Source organism: Acinetobacter sp. GW821-FHT01E09, from assembly GCF_059422385.1.
On the sequence record NZ_JBWKWU010000001.1, the window covers coordinates 3,149,942 to 3,168,443 of the forward strand.

The 18,502-nt window shown below is 36.6% G+C and carries 14 protein-coding genes and 4 pseudogenes; 4 read left to right on the forward strand and 14 right to left on the reverse strand.

The window, feature by feature from the left end; genetic code table 11:
* Window positions 1-1,191: an aromatic ring-hydroxylating oxygenase subunit alpha gene (locus AC07U8_RS14435; protein WP_262781177.1), complete on the reverse strand. Its 1,191-nt coding sequence runs from the start codon at window positions 1,189-1,191 to the stop codon at window positions 1-3.
* Between the two features lie 340 nt (window positions 1,192-1,531).
* Between AC07U8_RS14435 and AC07U8_RS14440 the strand changes: the two genes are divergently transcribed.
* Entirely contained in the window at window positions 1,532-3,214 is a 1,683-nt protein-coding gene (locus tag AC07U8_RS14440) for a BCCT family transporter (RefSeq protein ID WP_262781176.1), read from the forward strand.
* 57 nt (window positions 3,215-3,271) lie between these two features.
* Here AC07U8_RS14440 and AC07U8_RS14445 read toward each other — a convergent pair whose 3' ends face one another.
* Window positions 3,272-4,198, reverse strand: a complete 927-nt coding sequence (locus tag AC07U8_RS14445; protein ID WP_262781174.1) for a LysR substrate-binding domain-containing protein — start codon at window positions 4,196-4,198, stop codon at window positions 3,272-3,274.
* A 261-nt stretch (window positions 4,199-4,459) separates the two neighbouring features.
* Here AC07U8_RS14445 and AC07U8_RS14450 point away from each other — a divergent pair.
* The 3 pseudogenes from AC07U8_RS14450 to sbmA form a co-directional block, all read left to right on the forward strand.
* Window positions 4,460-5,483 (forward strand): annotated as a pseudogene (locus AC07U8_RS14450) (IS3 family transposase); the annotation flags it as partial.
* 459 nt (window positions 5,484-5,942) lie between these two features.
* Window positions 5,943-6,059 (forward strand): annotated as a pseudogene (locus AC07U8_RS14455) (transposase); the annotation flags it as partial.
* Window positions 6,060-6,315: 256 nt separating this feature from the next.
* Window positions 6,316-7,512: pseudogene (gene sbmA, locus AC07U8_RS14460) on the forward strand (peptide antibiotic transporter SbmA).
* A gap of 143 nt (window positions 7,513-7,655) precedes the next feature.
* On the opposite strand, the gene AC07U8_RS14465 reads toward sbmA, so the two are convergent.
* The 12 genes and pseudogenes from AC07U8_RS14465 to AC07U8_RS14520 form a co-directional block, all read right to left on the reverse strand.
* A complete protein-coding gene (locus tag AC07U8_RS14465; RefSeq protein ID WP_494738160.1) occupies window positions 7,656-7,919 on the reverse strand; it encodes a hypothetical protein in 264 nt (87 codons plus the stop codon).
* Complete coding sequence (locus AC07U8_RS14470) at window positions 7,920-8,507, reverse strand: helix-turn-helix domain-containing protein (protein ID WP_494738161.1); 588 nt, start codon at window positions 8,505-8,507, stop codon at window positions 7,920-7,922. It lies immediately after the preceding gene.
* 821 nt (window positions 8,508-9,328) lie between these two features.
* On the reverse strand, window positions 9,329-10,363 hold the full coding sequence (locus tag AC07U8_RS14475) for a Csu type fimbrial protein (protein WP_494738162.1): 1,035 nt from the start codon (window positions 10,361-10,363) through the stop codon (window positions 9,329-9,331).
* Entirely contained in the window at window positions 10,360-12,876 is a 2,517-nt protein-coding gene (locus AC07U8_RS14480; protein ID WP_494738163.1) for a fimbria/pilus outer membrane usher protein, read from the reverse strand. The genes AC07U8_RS14475 and AC07U8_RS14480 overlap by 4 nt, the downstream gene beginning before the upstream one ends.
* Entirely contained in the window at window positions 12,877-13,677 is an 801-nt protein-coding gene (locus AC07U8_RS14485) for a fimbrial biogenesis chaperone (RefSeq protein WP_494738607.1), read from the reverse strand. It lies immediately after the preceding gene.
* A gap of 19 nt (window positions 13,678-13,696) precedes the next feature.
* Window positions 13,697-14,203: a Csu type fimbrial protein gene (locus AC07U8_RS14490; RefSeq protein ID WP_494738164.1), complete on the reverse strand. Its 507-nt coding sequence runs from the start codon at window positions 14,201-14,203 to the stop codon at window positions 13,697-13,699.
* An 11-nt stretch (window positions 14,204-14,214) separates the two neighbouring features.
* Window positions 14,215-14,769: a spore coat protein U domain-containing protein gene (locus tag AC07U8_RS14495; RefSeq protein WP_494738165.1), complete on the reverse strand. Its 555-nt coding sequence runs from the start codon at window positions 14,767-14,769 to the stop codon at window positions 14,215-14,217.
* A 60-nt stretch (window positions 14,770-14,829) separates the two neighbouring features.
* Complete coding sequence (locus tag AC07U8_RS14500; RefSeq protein WP_494738166.1) at window positions 14,830-15,366, reverse strand: Csu type fimbrial protein; 537 nt, start codon at window positions 15,364-15,366, stop codon at window positions 14,830-14,832.
* A 639-nt stretch (window positions 15,367-16,005) separates the two neighbouring features.
* Entirely contained in the window at window positions 16,006-16,419 is a 414-nt protein-coding gene (locus AC07U8_RS14505) for a hypothetical protein (protein WP_494738167.1), read from the reverse strand.
* Window positions 16,420-16,545: 126 nt separating this feature from the next.
* Window positions 16,546-16,683, reverse strand: a complete 138-nt coding sequence (locus AC07U8_RS14510; protein WP_494738168.1) for a hypothetical protein — start codon at window positions 16,681-16,683, stop codon at window positions 16,546-16,548.
* 168 nt (window positions 16,684-16,851) lie between these two features.
* Window positions 16,852-17,073 (reverse strand): annotated as a pseudogene (locus AC07U8_RS14515) (YqaJ viral recombinase family protein); the annotation flags it as partial.
* A gap of 349 nt (window positions 17,074-17,422) precedes the next feature.
* On the reverse strand, window positions 17,423-18,454 hold the full coding sequence (locus tag AC07U8_RS14520; protein ID WP_494738169.1) for a DUF932 domain-containing protein: 1,032 nt from the start codon (window positions 18,452-18,454) through the stop codon (window positions 17,423-17,425).
* Between the last annotated feature and the right edge of the window lie 48 nt (window positions 18,455-18,502).

Sequence of the window (18,502 nt, forward strand, 5' to 3'; positions counted from 1 at the left end):
TTAAACCTCCAATGCTTTTTTAGCTTGCGTTGCTAACCATTTTTGGAAGAAGTGGGTTGGTAAATCCATCTCAGGAGAAAAAACGCCTCCACCAAAACCAGGCGAGTGACGCCCTTTTTGCATAGTTTCAACAGCAAATACATCTTCAGCAAATACAACTTTCCATGATTCTAAAGTTGCTTCACGACATGCATCGTATTTAGGATCTAATGACTCATCCCCAACATAATACAAACGCAATTTTTCAATAGTTTGCTCTGGAGCAATTGGGTCAATCATCATTGCAAATGCATGATCAGCTTGAATACCTAATAAGACATTCGGAAACACAGCGACATATTCTGCATGACGTAATTGGTCTTCTGGCCAGCTTGGGAATTTGGGTAAATGTGTTCCAGCTGTAGCCGACAAGTTATATTTATAACTCCCTTGACCCGCAAAGCGATCTTCGAACATGATGTTGTAATGATCTTCAAGCTTTGAATAAGTGTTTAATGCTGGATGCACCCAAGGTAAGTGATAAGCTTCGCAATAGTTTTCAACTGTCAGTTTCCAATTACTTTTTACATGTAGCTCGAAGGTTGAACCTATTTTGCTACCACGAAGAAGCTCTAAGCCGTTTCCACCTATGAAAGGCTTCCAACGCTCCACTAATGGTGCAATATGATCTTCAAAAGCTGGTGCATTACCAGAGATATTTACGAAAACCATATCCATCCAGATCGCAGAACGGAGAGCTTTTAAACCATGTTTTTCACATTTAAAGCGTTCATCCTTATGCTGGTTAATGCCACCAACATGTGGGGTCCCTTTTAAGTTACCGTTTAAGTCATAACTCCAAGAATGGTATTGGCAACGAATTACCCCTTCAATGGTGCCTTCCTGTTGCACCAAAATCATACCGCGATGGCTACAAACGTTATGGAAAACTTGGACTTCCCCTTCACGATTACGCATCATCACCAATGGCATACCCATGAAATTAATTGGTTTCACATAACTCTTTTTAGGTAAATCAGAGGCGAAACCTACACATACCCAAGTTTTACTTAAGATATTGTCACGTTCAAAATTAAAATATTCGTTACTGGTATATGCTAAATTAGGCATACCATTTGATTCAGTAATTGGATTTAAAACATTGTCTACTTGCTGAACTGTAATAAGTTGCTGGCTTACTTGGCTATTCATCTGGCAATCTCCATTTATTTTGAATAACGCAGTGCTCCCTGCGTTGCTATTCACTTTCCGTTAGCACCCAGTGCTGCTTAATTGAGATTGTGTAAAATGAGAACAAAAGTGACAAACGACTTTTTAGAGGGGTATTGATGAGTTTTTATCATGCATCCTAAAACTTACTCCCCCTTCGAAAATTTTTAAATGTATTAGGTACAAGGAATAACCTATGACTAAAACTCACCTATAGATGAGAATAAATCGGTTGAGCAATCTTTATGCTCATCACTACTCTTTTGCTATTCGCATACAACGGTTAACAGGTAGTTAACTGCTACGCATCCAAGGAGGATTTATGCGCAATACATCAGGAGCCCTTACAGGACTCAACCCAACAGTGATGATTGTCTCGAAGTTATTACTTTTTATTTTTATTGCGTTTTGTATTTTTAAAGAAAAACAGGCTGGTGAATACTTTCAAATTATCTCCGATGTTTTATTGCAAAATGCAAAATGGTATCTCCTATTTTTAGCTACTTTTTTATTAGGTTTTTTGATTTATTTATGCATGAGCCGGTATGGGCATATTAGGCTCGGAAAAGATGATGAAAAGCCCGAATATAGTAATATTGCATGGATTTGTATGCTTTTCTCTTGTGGTATGGGAATTGGACTGATGTTCTGGTCAGTTGCAGAACCAATCACTCACTATGCAAGCAATCCGTTTACACAAGGCCTTTCAGATGAATCAGCTCGAATGGCAATGCAACTCACCTTTTTCCATTGGGGGCTTCATCCATGGGGGCTATTTTGCTTATCTGCTGTTGCTTTAGGTTATTTTGCTTACCGCAAAGACCTTCCTTTGGCTTGTCGATCAGTATTACATCCTTTAATTGGTGACAAAATTTATGGTTCTATCGGCAACGTCGTTGATATTATCACGATCGTTTTAACCGCATTTGGTGTTTCTCAAGCTATTAGCATGGGAATTCTTGAACTTAATGTTGGTCTAAATCATACATTTGGTGTCAATATTGACGTTAAAATTCAGTTAGTTTTGGTTCTTGTACTCGGTGTTTTAGCAACCCTATCTTTATTATCTGCGATCAGTAAAGGCTTTAAAATTATTGCTGAAGGGAACATGGTCTTATCCTATGTTCTTGTCGTTGCAGTTATTGTGATTGGTTCAACTCGTTATATTTTTAATACTTTCTTTGAAGGACTTGGGGATTACTTACAAAATATTGTAGGTATGAGTTTATGGAGTGATGCTCAAAAAGATTCAGGTTGGCAAAGTTGGTGGACTGCGTACTACTGGCCGTGGTGGATGACTTGGGCACCTTTTGTAGGATTATTTATTGCTCGCATTTCACGCGGACGCACTATTCGTGAAGTCATTCTTGGCTCACTTGCTGCCCCTACTTTATTAACTTTTATTTGGATTGCAGCTTTTGGTGGTGCTGCTCTTAAAATTGAAAAGGCTAATCATCAGCCACCAGCTCATGAAGTTGTAATCAGTAATACTCAGATTGTACAAGCAAAGAAAGTCAAACTTCATGAAGTTACAATCGCTGAAGCGACCAAAGAAGACCCTGCTCGTGCTGTGTTTGTATTCTTTGATCATATCTCAACGAATCATACAGTTACGGTTTTCCTAAGTGCACTATTATGCCTATTGTTGTCTATCCACATTATTACTATCGCTAACTCAGGTGCTTTAGTTTTATGTTTTCTAGATACCAATGGTTCAACCAATCCATCTGTAGGAATTCGTTTGGTTTGGGCAGTGATTATTCCACTTATTAGTGGGGGCTTGCTTTTGGCTGGTGGTCTATCTGCCATTAAAACAGCCTGTGTAATTGCTGGTTTTCCAATATCAATACTACTTGCCATTATGTGTATTTCTTTAATGAAAAGTCTTCGTCAAGATCCACAAGCTTGGGTCATGATGCCTGAACATGTACGCCCTGATTCCTGTAAAACCCCCATTGAAAAATCAGTGGAAGAAACAAAAACTCCACTAGTTATAAAAAGCTAGTTTTACATATAAAAACAGGGCTCGAATTGAGCTCTGTTTTTTATAATTTTAATAGTGCTAATTTAATCCCTTTTGCCCTACTTGCCCTGGTAATTGCTCTAATAACCAACTGCGAAAATGTTTCACACTCGATGGAATAACTCCCCGATCTGAGGGTTCTAACATATTAAAATTTGCTTCGGTACTTAATACGGTTTCAACAGGACGAACAAGAGAACCATTCTTCAAATAATCATCAATTAAAGATCCCCATGCTAATGCCACTCCCTGACCATTAATTGCAGCTTGGAGCAACATTGGATAGTTATTAATATTGACTCTATTTTTAGGTTTTACTACAGGATAATTTACTGCTTGGAACCATTCTGTCCATGTAATCCAATCCTTTTGGGAGTCATCTAGATAAAGCAATGCCTTACCAAAGATTTCTTCTAGAGTGCTATTTTCCTTAAATTGAGCAAGATAATTTGGGCTACAAACAGGAAATACTTCTTCTGGGAATAACGTTGTGACTTTCATTCCAGCAGGTGGTTTTCGACAGTAAAATAAAGCTAAATCAAAATCCATTTTCTGTAAATCCAAAATATTCTCTGTCGTTAATATTCTTAGATCCACACCTTCGTTATTTTGCTGAAAAGTAGCCACTTTAGGTAATAACCAAAGAGCAGCCATTGCATTTGTAGTTGCAACGGTTATTTGATGTTCACCTTGCCATTTCTTAATTTCAGCCGTTGCTTGTGCAACATTTAATAAAGCACTATAAATCGTCTGATAATACTGTAGGCCTGTAGGTGTTAAAGAGATATTACGATTCGCACGAATAAATAACTCTTTTCCTAAATATTCTTCAAGTTGTCGGATTTGGCGACTAATTGCTCCTTGAGTGACGTTTAATTCATCTGCAGCTTTCGTAAAACTGAGGTGGCGTGCAGCTGCCTCGAATACAATTAAGCTGTTCATTGGTGGTAATGGCCTAATCTTCATGGACACTCCTAGTTTGTCCGTTACATCTTTAACGTAGTAAAAACCACATATGTCCTAGAATTATATGATTATTTTTAAAATGCTTCCTCAGTGCACGTATATCTAGCCTAATTTACGATTGAGCTATTTATTTTCAATAAAGTGTCATAAATATGAATTAATAAACAGTGAGAAAAAGTATTCAATCTATGATTTTTTCTCATGACAGTGTCCCATCCTAGATAAGGTTGACACTTTCTAAACTTAAATTTGGAGAGTGTAATGAAAACAATAGTTAAAAGAACACAAAGAGATTACAGCTTAGCTTTTAAATTATCAGTCATAGATCAAGTTGAAAAAGGTGAAATGACTTATAAACAAGCTCAAGACAGATACGGCATTCAAGGTTGTGCTACCGTTTTAGTTTGGTTGCGGAAACATGGTAGATTAGATTGGAGTCAAGGCACCCCATTTCGTCATGGAGAAAAACAAATGTCTGATCCTTTACCACTAACACCAGAACAAAGAATCAAAGAGCTTGAGCAGCAATTATATGAAACAAAAAGAAAGGCTGAGTTATTTGAAACTATCATAAACATACTCGAACGAGATTACGGAGTGAGCACCACAAAAAGCCACAAGGCAAGCAATCAAAGAAAAGCAGACGGTAGGTTTTAGTATCACTGAATGTTGTTATTATCTTGGTACAACTCGGCAAGCTTTTTATAAGCAATGCAAGCAAGCCAGTTTAAGGTATAAGCATGAACAGAATGTATTACAACAAGTTCAGCAAGAAAGAATGTTTCAACCTCGCATAGGCACAAGGAAACTCCACTATTTACTGAACACGATAATGGGTATCAAAATTGGTAGAGATCGGTTGTTTGATTTACTCAGAGATCATCGTTTATTAGTACAACCTAAACGCACCTATCATAAGACAACGAATAGCCATCATCGTTTTCACAAGCATCCTAACTTGATTAAGTTTGGAATTGAGCAAGTGATACCGCAGAAACCTGAACAGCTCTGAGTTGCAGATATAACCTATCTTTCACTAGAAACAGGAGAAGTCTATCTGAGTCTAATAACCGATGCTTGGTCTAGAAAGATGGTGGGTTATCATGTAGATGACTATTTAGGTGCAGAAGCTGTTAGCCAAGCATATATCAAAGCATTAGAGGAACGCAAAGCCCCACAATCCTCATTGATTTATCATTCAGATCGAGGTATCCAATATTGTTCAAAGAAATATCAGGAATTACATCAAAAACATAATATTCGATGTTCTATAACAGATGGGTATCTTACGAAACAGTGTTTCTCATATCAATAAAATAGCTATTCAGAGAATTCAATCATTGAACAAAATTACTATTTGCTATAATTCGAATATTGTTTGAATAAAAATTATTATACCCAAGTTAAATATGCACTTAAAAGCACAATAAATTAAATACATGTGACTTTATGCACATATTTAACAAGTCTAAAAAGGGCATACCTAAATTATCTAGATTAATAAATATGGTAAGTAAAATTTCAAAAATGGTTGTTTCCAAAATGAAGACAAGTCCGTTTTGATGTATGCTGAAATTACAGGAGACTTTCACTTGGGAGATTCTGTGCAGTTAACTTGTAAAAGTCCTCTACCATTTGATTCAGTGTTTTAAAATTTAAACCATTTTAAATTCTTTGCTGTGAATAGCCACTAATTTTGTAGACACCTTTTAGTTAGATAAAATGGCTAATAAACGAGGTGCTTATGAGCAATAGCAAAAAATACCCTGAAGAATTCAAAATTGAAGCAGTAAAACAAGTGACTGAGAAAGGTAATAGTGTGGCTGAAGTTGCCTCATGTTTAGGTACAACCACGCATACCCGCCCTTAAAATGCCGAAACGGCTTTTTTAAGCTTAGCATTCTCCTAAAGGAATTGAGCCCGTTGTGCGATAGATTTTGGATGTAGGCTTATTCATTTGAGTATTATATTGCTGAATAAGCCATTACAGAGTGGTTTGTGCTACAAAGCCGATAGTCATTAAAAATGTACTTGAACATCCTTATTGTTATATTATAATATAACCTCTAAATAATCTTATTAACTACGTTCCTTCAAGTCACAGGGCATTTTTTTACATGTTTAGGTCGTTTTTTCCCAATCCAAAGTGGTTTTTTTTATCCTTAATTGCTTGGTTAATTATTAATTTATTTTTATGGAATTCTGGCGGAAGCCATTGGGGTGAGCTTTTAGGTTTACCCAAAGGTTATGCAAATATAGAATTTCCCATAGGCGTTAGTAGCTTTTGGTCGCCCTCTTTTCTATGGTTCTATTTATGGTTCTTCATCTCAACGTCTATTTTTGCGGCTTTATGGCATTTAAAATCAGATAACCGTTGGCAAAGATGGTCCGTATGGGGGTCATCATTTATTCTATTTAATATCTGGTTTGGCGTTCAAGTAAGCGTCGTAATCAATGCTTGGTATCAACCATTCTATAACCTTATTCAAAACATATTAGAAAATGGTGGAGGTGATATTAAAGAACTCTATATGGGAACAATTACTTTCTTATTGATTGCTCTAGTTGCAGTTACTTTAGCTGTAATCAATTCTTTTTTTACCAGCCATTATGTATTTCGTTGGCGCACAACTATGAATGAATATTCTACCAAGCATTGGCAAGAACTACGTCATGTAGAAGGTACTTCCCAACGTGTTCAAGAAGAATCCATGCGTTTTGCAACAATTTTAGAAGACCTTGGTGTAAATTTTATTAAGGCGATCATGGTATTAATTGCTTTTCTGCCTATTTTATTTGAACTTTCTAAACAAGTAACAGAATTACCACTGGTTGGAAATATTGATCATTCTTTAGTCTGGGCAGAAATCGTATAGGCAATATTCGGTACAGTTTTACTTATGCTGGTCGGGATTAAATTACATGGTCTACAATCTAATAATCAAAAGGTTGAAGCGGCTTATCGCAAAGGATTGGTTTATGGAGAGGATCATGAGCAACAGGCAGATCCTAAAACGTTAAAAGTACTCTTTGAAAGTGTTCGACAAAACTGTTTCCGATTATACTTTCATTACACCTATTTTAGCCTAGTAAGCATCTGGTATATTCAATTAGATATTATGTTTAGTTTATTTGTTTTATTTCCATCAATTGCAGCTGGAAAAATGACATTAGGCCTCATTACACAAGTTACAAACGTTTTTGATCAAGTACGCCAATCCTTTCAATATTTAATTAATTCTTGGAAGACCATTATAGAGTTACTTTCCATTCACAAACGCTTAAAAGCTTTTGAGTCAATTATTAAAAATTAAAATATACTTCTTTTATAAGTTTATTTTTAAATATATATCAATACCAAAATCTTAGCCTTCCCCCAGTGGGAGAAGGAACTTCCAATACCAATATGATTCACTCTAATGATCATTTTTTGATTTATTAAAGATATTTATGAAGATTATTTAATCATATCAAATAACGAAATATTCAAATCTGCACAGTAACAACTATTTTCTTTGATAAATAAAATTTTCTTTTTCTTATATTGAATTAAAATAATTTCAAAACAATAGGTTCCATCAACACTCTTTAATTCCAATAAATTTTTTTTATCAAATACCCCAACTTCCAAAAAGTAAGAAAACTGGACAATAATTTTTTTATTAAAATTATCTACATTATAAGCAATTAAAAACCTATTACATTTATTCTTTAAATACATTCAAAAATTATCTCTAATAGTTGTATTTTCTGATTTCCTAAGTAATCTCTGAATAACAGTCCTAGCAACTGAATATTGCTTTGCAAGAGAATAAATACTTTGTCCATTTTTAAATTTTCTTAAAATTTCTTGTTGCTGATTTTTATTTAAAACTTCTGGTCTTCCTATTTTATTGACTTTTTTCCTTTCCTTAGTACATCCAGCAGAAAATCTACCCTCAAAATCTGCACAAATTTTTAAAAAATGGAAGAAAATTTTTTTTAAATCACCAGTTATTTTCTTCTTTGAAAATTCTAAACAAACTAAGTTAATATCCTTTTTAAAGATATAATTTACGCTTGAATATATTTCCTTAAAATTACTACCTAAAGAATCTATTCCATTTATTATTAAAACATCTTTGCTTTCTAAAGTATAATTAATTAAATTTATAAAATTGGTTCTATAAATCAAAGAGACATCTATATTTACTTGCTCAAAAACAAGTCTATTTCCCTGAACTTCATAACCAAAATTCGAAAGCAGCTGCAAAAAATCAATTTCATTAGTTGTTAAACCATCAACTCTAAAATATGCATAAGTTCGCATAAGAAACCTGTATTACTTGATATTAGTCACATATTTTATATGTTTACAAGAATAAATAAATATGAACAAAACATTAACCTATTAAAAAACACATTATTTTAATAATAAAAAAATATTTCCGACAAAATGCAAATAAAATACATTTGTATTTAATTTTTTAATTAAAATACAATTATATATAAACAATAAAATACAAATGTATTTAATATAAAAACTATCTACTTTAATTAATTCACTAATTAACCATTTTATCCAATAAAAAATATTTTTATTGGATACCAACAATTCATAACTTAAGATTTCCAAAATTGATATGTGTAACAAACTACTTGACTCAACAGTGCTATTTGATTCTTCTTTAAAGTGTTATACAAAAGTATTCTGTTCAATATTTTCTTTCATAATTGATCTAATGCACGTCAAAGTCCTTTTAAAGGCAAATCACTGATACAGTTTATTGCTGACCGATTTTCATGCTGTTGAATCCATCGGAAAGAAAAATCCTCCCCGATGGTGTAGGTATAGAATAAGAAACGACTTACACATTTAAGCTACAAGCTTGCATTGAGTCTATGATTCAAAAATACTGAATTTATGCATGATAAAAGTCAATGTAAATGACTTTGATCATTAAAATAGCATCTGCACTTAATACTGAAATATTTATTTAGTTTAGTAGTTAAATTTTATTTAATAAAACTTGAAGCAATAAAATCATAACTCTACGCAAAAAGTCCTATAGTCCTAAGAGCCGTTAGTGTTAAGCATATGATTAATTTATTAAAAAAAGTCATGACCACTTATGTGCCATGACAATATAATTAAAATTCTACTTGAACTGTTATAGTGTCACTGTAAACACCTGCTGGTAAATTGTCAGGATTATTTTCAAGGATTTTTGTTGTGAAGGTATAACCCTGTTGAGTTTTTGCATCATATACACCAGCATTTGTGGTCGCATTGGCACTTAACCACTGCTCACTGCCGTTACTCCCCCAACGTTCTGACGTCGTATTTTTATATATTTCATAACGTAGAAAATTATTTCCAGAGCTCGTCTTCATCGCACGTTGATTACCACTTTGTGGATATAATCCATTGTTCAATCCCACTTTATAAGGTGTTTTTACAGAACAACGTATTCCCATAGAAGTTTGAACAGGCTCAAAGGCAGTTGCAAAAGCAGCTGTCCCAAAATTCACATCATTGGTAGCAATACGGCAGTCTGGTAAAATTTCAAGACTTAAATCGAATGATGAATTACTACCAGTTCCCCAAGATCCTCCGCTACTATCAGGACCGAATCCCAAAGTGCCTCGACTAAAACCTGGACTTTCAAACTTACTAACAAATGCTCCAATCCCTGCATGAGCTACTGAGTACCACCATGTTAATTTGAAAGACTTATCAGCTTTGTATTTCCCAGGTGATACGGCTTGCCCTGGATCAATACTTGCAATAAATTGTAAAGCTCCACTAGGTCCACTAAATAAATTAACAAGTGAAAATCCACCTAAATCTCTTCCAGAACCTTTAGAAATCTCATTATTTGAACTATCTAAATATTTAACTGTAATTTGCTCACCCGTCATACTATTTGTATAACTTAGTGGGATTTCATTTATTCTATAATATAAATAACTTCTTGTGAATAAGGTAAAACTTACCTGACAATTTATTCCTGCATTGAACTTTGTGGATCGTAAACCTGTTTCTGTTAAAGTAATTGAAGGAATCTCCCCAATTATTTCCTGTCCGCTTGTGGTAAGCGTACAATCTGCATAGCTCTGACCTGTGATAAGCATCAACCCAGTGCATAATAAACCTACAGGTATTATTTTTATTAAAGTAATCATGGTTTAGCCACCTCACGACAAATAACCGACTTAATCACTGCAATTTGTTGCTGTGCTTGTTTTAAATCCAATGAAAAGTTTGCTTCACATATGCTCTGATCTGGCAGTTGAACTCTTATCGTGTTCTCTGCTCCTAAATCTTCAAGATAAGCAATCCCATCCATCCCCACATAACTCGATGCTTGATCTGCACGATGTACCATTGCCCCCACTGGAATCGCTTGCCCATCGCTTTGTACTAAAGACACATTTGCCGCATAAGACTTTTTGATAGGGAAGCCAATCACAACACCTGAACCGCGTTTTGCTGCAATCCGATTTTCAACTTGAGTCGCATTAAAGTTTGAAGGTAAGTCTATGGGGTTAATACTATATTTAGCTGCGTAATATGGGGTCACTGAGGGTACAAAAGCATAGCCCTTGGCGTTACTACGACCAACCAAGCTGTTTTCATAATGTACGGGTACATCTGCAACTTTGTTAGTATCAATCAAGGCAAAAGACTCACCCAATCGATTGGCAGCAAAGACATTGCCTGACATCAACACCATCGAACCTGATAGTCCAAACCAATAGTTGTAGTCCTTGGCACCTGACATGCCGACATCTGTATTAAAATATTGGTTTCGGTAGTTGACCCGTGCTTGATTAAAGTCATCACTGTTTTCATTAAAACGTCGAGTTAAATCAACACCAACACCACCATCCAATGGAGCACTACGGTTATAATTAACATAACCATAATCACCACTTGATTCTTGACTGTAGCCTAGACTGGCTGTAGATCTGCTCTTGGAAAATGGAACTGACAACTGAAATGCGGCACTCCACTCTTTTTCAATAAAATCCCGATTGGCACTTAACGATACCGTCGCCCCTCGCAGATAGGAAGGTAGTATTGGTGCCCAAGACAAGTTCATCAGTTTATTTTTAATGTCGCGGTTCTGGGTCTGGATATAAGCCACCCCAAAAGTACCTGACTTATCTGTGGCAAAATAAGTATTGGCAATCCAACTTTTATGACTGTTGGCTGAAATTAAATTGCTATATTGCAAACGCGAAAGATCATAATAATCCTGATCGCGCTGGGTATGATTGAGACTCAATCCAAAACGTTGTTGGTTATAGCTATAGCCTAAAGTATATTGATTTCCTTTGAGATTTTGGTTGTTTTCTCGATTAAATTCAGCATCAGCCCAGCTCTGAGTTGCCGAACCACTTAACACACCAAACTGATTTAGCTTGAGCACTGAACCCAGTCCAGCCAACTGAATTGAATCTGAAAGTTCAACCCGCCCTTCAGCGGTGAGCCAATCATTGATCCCATATCGTGCATCCGCTGAACCAGCAAACTTGCCATATTCAAAGTTCTTAATTCCATAGTCTTCGCGGATTTGCCCCATCGATACCGAATAATCCAATAGTCCAGGTTTAAGCAAAGTATTCGAAATATAAAACGGCACCGAGGTTGCCACCTGACGGCCAACGCTATCTGTGGTAACAATCACCGCCTCGCCTTTACCATTGATAAACGGAACGTTATTTAGAATAAAAGGACCAGATTGCACATCGGTTGAATTGGCTTTCTGTCCGTTAATCAATAAGTCCACGGTGCTCGGTAAAGCCGCTTGTCCTTTAAACTGGGGTAAAGGATAAGTAATCAAATCTGGACGGGTACCAAAATTACGTTGTAACTGCAATCCACCTAAACGCACTGAACTTCCCCATGCGTTTTTACTTCCCGTAATTACATCGCCGGCTAAAAATGAAACTACCCGGACTGGGTCATCATATTGCCAAGTGGTGTCATAGCGGCGGTAGCCATCATTATCTTGAGTTGAGTCGTTTCCAATCCCATCAGATTTAAAATCAGTTTTGCTATAAACCCCTGAATTTCTCAGTACCCCATAAGGGGAGAAAAAGCGTTGTTCTGTAAAGAGTGTACTACTATAGCCACCATTCTCTGGGCGGTAGGTATAAAAGTCATAGTTATTTAATAGACCAATACCCGACTGCGCTGTTTCAGGTTGATACCAAGAATCCAAGCCGCGTATCTGCACCGGCATCCAGCTGGCAGGAAGATCTAGACTAAAATACTGTTGCGCTGAATTGTACTCATACTTCAATTCGGGAATCTGATTGAGGCTGACCCAATCCAAAGCCTTGCCCGAAAAGCCTAAAGTAAATACATCCAGATCAGTCAGGTTTTTTTCTGACTGTTGCTGAAGTGCATCCGCAGGCAGCTTAATCTGCAACTCATCCAGTTTCGATTGCTGGATAAAGTAATGATCACCTTTGACAATGACCGGTATCACCTGTCGCGTCGAATATTGATTGATCACCAAGTCAAGATAAAGCTTAAATAAGCTATTCACTTCTGAAACATCTCGTGGTGGCGGGGGCAAACCATTTGCATAGACATTGCAACTCAGCAATGGAATATTCGCAACCAATATCAATGTCAGGCTTTTGCATAAAAAAGAAGGGGTGTGTAACCCTGATAAATAACCCATTTATCCCCCTCCTTCTTTTTTAATCTCAACCAATTCCTGTTTCACCCCTGAACTGTCAACCCCATACAAACTGCTTTGACCACTTAGGCTGTTGAGTAACTTATTGTCCAGATCAAACTTCATGGTGCTGTTTGCCAACACATAACCAAAGGCGGTTTTGCCAAAAGCCATTTGCTCTGAAGTCGGGGTTAATTTAATTCCCGAAAGTCGTGAAAATTTTGAACCAGTATTTTTAATATAAAGTTCAGGTTTGCCCTGTTCATTATTCTTGACCCACCAGCTTAATATCGGTTTAGCCAAAGGGTTTTTCGCATTGGTTTTTTGTGAAACTTCAGTTAAACCACTGCCAAGTCCTTTGCCATAGGCAAACAAGGGAATGGAATAACGCATCTGAAAACTGACTGTCGATGCATCTTTTTCATCTTCTGGATTGAGCTTGATCGGCAGTTCATCAACAATAATTCGATAGGCCAGTTCTTTTGCATCAGGTACAGCAGTCGAGCGAGTCAAACGCAACATATGCTTTTCACCCGCCTTGATCTTCGCTACGGGTGGACTCGGAATAACCTCGGTTTGTTCCGCATAAGCATCTTGCTGATGATTCTGATCCCATTTAAATACCCGAATCTGTACCATGGCATCAGAGTTACCGGTATTTTGTAGCCAGACCGCAGTGGCTTTCTCTTTTTCTTCAATTTTTGGATAAATTGGCCAGATTAAAAATGTGGCCTGTGCAAATACCGGTGAAGTGACCATCAATATCGCGGCCGTAGAGAACGTCCTGCCCGACCATATTTTCATTTTATTTAAGCTCATAGAATCACCATGTAATCGTAATTGCGACCGTATCTTTATAAAGGCCTGCTGATCGTGGTTGATTGTTATTATTCAAGTCTGCAACAGCATAAACTGCAAAACCCAGTACGGTGTTCAAAGTAGTGGTTGGTGTCAGTGAGTAACTACTCCCACTGGCATATTCACCTTGCAAACTACTGTCCTGATAAAGCTGATAAGGTACAAACTCATTCTGCTGGGCATGTTTCATCCGCCGAAAGTTATTTGAAAAGTGATCACCACCATTCAACATAATCTTTACAGGTAGCCGTGCAGTACATTGGACATTCCAGCTTTGCGCAGTATTAATGACTGCTCTAGTTAACCTCCCCTGCACCACAACAGGATGGCGACCAAAATCAAGTCGTTGCTCAACATTACTTAATCCACAGCCATTTTGGATGGATGCTTGTACTCTAAAAGTTGCTTTTGTTTCAGCAGATACACACTGTCCAGCCAGCATAAGCAGAACACTTAAACCTATTCTTTTCATGATTTTTTTCTTTAAAATTCAATGGTAATTGGAATAGTGTCGGTATATTGTCCAAGCGAGACTGACCGACCATTATTAACAGTTTGACCCATGAGATTAAGCGTCTGTGGCTGACCATTGTTGGTCAAAGTGATGGTTTGATTCGGTCTTAATGCTTCCCGAGCAGTGCCATATACGATGTTATAGGCAAGGAAATCGGTACCATTACTGATAGCACGGAAATAATTTTCGCCAAAAGGTGCTGGTACCTTACTGTCATGTTGCCCCGCACCAAAGGTAACTTTTATCGGAGAATTGCCAGGGCATTGAATGGTCAAACCCGATGCGGAAGCATTGCTTAAGCTCGTCTCAATCACACGATCAAATGCAGCGGTAGTTTCTCCGAAATTCAGTTGACCGAAATTCAAGCCAGTTGTTCCGTTATTCACGGTCTCATTGTTGAACTTGCAGGATGGCTCTAGTTCAAGTTGAATATTTAACTTAGCGCCCAACTGCCCAGCACTGGTGAGTGACGAAACAATGCTACAAAGTAGCAATCCAACGCATTGTTTAAGTAACAGGTGCATACGTTCCTCCTTAAAACAGGCTTGTTCAACAACAAACCTGTTCACTGTTACGTATACTGATTAGAAATTAACTGTTACTAACAAAGTGTCTGTATAATCACCTTGTGCTTTTGCAGTACCGCTATTTGCAGCAATTGCACCAAAGATTGGAACTTCTTGAGATTCACCACTCGCAGCTGTGAAAGCTTGAGGTGTATTGATTGCATAGAGATTGGTACGAGAGGCATCACGGTAGACGTTATAACTAACCACATCTGCAGCAGTGGTATGTTTCAGACTACGATCAGCACGCTGACCACCATCAATTGCAACAGTAAAGGCAACAGGATCTGTACTGTCACATTTTACGCTAAGATGATTACCTGTACCTTCTGAAGCAACTTGAGCAGTCAAAACGTTGTTCCAAGTACCAGAAGTTTTACCGAAATCCAATGTACCAAATTGGTTCATAGCTCCAGCAACTTCAGAACCTTCAACAGAACAACCCGTCGAAACATTGAGTTTTACATCAACTTGACCAGTAACAGCAGCTTGTGCAGTCGCGATATACCCTGTGCCTAACAATACAGTTAGCGTTAGTTTTGTAAAAATATTCATATTAAATCCCATGATTATGTATTATTTATTAACTTTTACACGAGAAGTGTGAAAGTGTTTACATAATTACACGCAATATATACTCAATCAACAAACACAAAGAGATTCAAATTAAATTAATGTTTTTTATTATAAAAATTGAATTCATTATGTATTAATACATATTAAGAAAAATACACATCCACCCTCTATTAGCTACTTTAGTAGTAAATAATATATAACTTCTAATATTTTAAAAATAAAAAAAACTGAAAATCGAAGGAAATTTTTAAATATCTAGCGAAAATATTGCCAGGAAATTTTTAAAAAACATTTCATTTACACTACATCTTAACATCTTAGTTTTTCATTTTATTTAAACGTTCTACTTACATAATTTATTTAATTAATTATATTTTTATACCATGCATATTATTTACTCACAATAAATATCCTCCGTTAACAATGTAACTATAACTTTTATTTTCACTTGATAAATATACTACCATAATAATAAACAGACTAAAGCCAACGCACTCTGACATTTTTGTTTAACCCACCATATCTTATTGTAATAGCACTAGTTTTTTTAATCACATAAAGGAATTTAATATAAATTCAAATCCATATGATCATAAATGAGTAAGGTATTAGATTTCTCTAGTATATAGGTTCATATAAAATCCATTTTTTACCTTCAAATTGAAAAACAAAAACATCTCTAGTATCCCATGAGCTATCAGTCCCGTAAGCTAAATACAAACTTGCCATAGTAGGTCTACCCGAAAAATGCTCAATAAACCGCCTATATTTATAGATTTCTGATTCATTACTTATTTTATTTGCAATAACTGTAGCACCGTCTTGTAAATATTTATAAAATTTACTTCTAATAAATCGATATCTAGTTTTCCCTATATCTTCGTACTTTCCTATATACTCATTTTTATCTAATACTCTTCCAGAAAAATTTAATTTAAAATCTTGAGATAAAATATCCGATCTAGCTACAATCCGATCTACGTCATCCCAATTTAAGTCAGGTTCAAATGCTTGTTTAGTAAGAAACTGCATATTTGTTTGAAATTTTTTTTAAAAATTTGTTCTTAGATATATTAAAATACATACACATTCACTTTTTTTTAGTACAATTTAAAAAAAAATCGTATTACAATACGATCTTTATTAACTACAATTTAATTAATCAGAATATCCACAACCACAATAATCTGTAGTGTTTTTCTCACGCTCTTCAGCAGCATCTTCTAACACCTTTTCCAATGCATCAACATCTTTTTGAGTAAGGGGTATAGGATTATTTTTTGTTGTGTTCTGCAATTGCTTCTCTTAATTGAATTAAGCCTTGAGCTAATAGATTTACTGTAGCTTCTGCTGCCTCTCCAAGCAGATCGCCCTACAATAATATCGGTCGCGAACTTTCCTAAATTACCACCCTTCACTTTCATCCTCAATGTTTTGTTAAATCCGCCCTGTCTTAATCATCTAAAGTTCTAACATCGACATATAGGGATTGAGTCCACATGCAGTGGCACAATCACTACTGCCAATACCTTGTTTACGCACTTCTAGCCATTCTGCTTGTGACAAGGTTTTGGTTTCAGCTAGGCGTTTGGCTTGCTTTTTTCGTTTTGAAGGTAATGAGTAAGCTTTTGATCCTATAACAGGACCTATGCTGGGTTGGGATAAATTCGCGGTATGTTGTCTCATCGTGTGTTCCTCTAACTTTTAGTTTGTAAAACATAAAAAATCCAATGCTTTTTTGGCATGGGATTAAAGTGAAATAATGAAATGAATCGTCAGTCGCATCGATAAGCTACTTTGATTTCATCAATGCTGACAAGGCGAATAAAGTCAGTATGGTAGATATGCCAATAGCCATCAAAGATCAGATATTGAGGGTGTGGTAGTTCGTCCACTGTCCTCACCTGCATATCCTGAATGGGGTAAATTAAAACCACTAGATCCCCAGTCTTAAATTTGTATTCAAAACTGTCATTTGTCATCATATCCTCTGAGTAATGGCTATCATGGTTTAAATAAAGCCTCGAAATCTGTTTTAAGCAATCATCCTTAAGGCTTGTTCTAGCCCACGTTGTTTTAAGCCTGCCCCTGCACCGAACCATGCAGAATCAAGTCGATGATCTTGACTCATTGCGCGACGCTCATGGTCACAATGTTCTGTTATGGCACAGAGTAAGCCATAGGCGGTATCCTTGGCTGAGGAGAGTTCTGCCCCTCGTCCATGCCCATTAAACATGGTCATCACTTTCGACATCGCACGCCCATTCGGTTCAGTTTTATTGGCATCTGCACTATTAGCAACTTGCCTGTAATATTGAATAAAACGTTCATCTTGTTCAGCAATGCTGAGGCTGGTGTTATTAAACACGGCATCAAAGTATGCAGCCGCTTCTTGTTGAGTCACTTTCCGTTGGCTGAGTTGTTTCATTTGATACATGTGTTCATCCCAAGCGCGGACTGAAATCCCCAATTGTTGTTTGATCTTGTCTGCATCGAACTTGGTACTATGCGGTACTTTGACCACACCTCGACTTGCGTCCTGTCCTTTCAATGCAATGGCTAAGGTGTTATTACACACCACACGAATGGATGTAAATTGTGCTGTGGTGGCAAGCGTACCATCACACGCCGTGGCTAAGAGAATATAGCCATTGCTAACATCTTTACCTTTGAGTGCAGTCGTTTGTCCTGTTTTAGCCAAAGCCCAGAATTTCTTCCCCCCTTTGAGTACCCCTGCGGTTTCCAGTTCAAAGCCTGATTGTTCAGTAAGATCACGATAGAATTCAAGAATCTGTTTAGGTTGGACTTCCTGATAACGTTGACTGACCACAGATAAAGGTGCATGGGTATCAGAGCGATAAAGCACACGTTGCTCATCATGCGGAAGAATCAGACTTTGTCCTTTGTGATTTTCTGCCATATAACTGACATTGGAGCTTTCAATGTGCCAGTCCATACCTGCTTGTTTTGCCCAGACTTCGATGGGTTGGTTTGGACTAAGTTGATTACCGAGTCCATGCCAAGGAGTCTGTCCCACATAAGCCATTTGTTCAAGTTGATGTGCCATAAGCTTATTTCCTTCTTATTGAATGAAGAATGAATTGAATCAATTCAA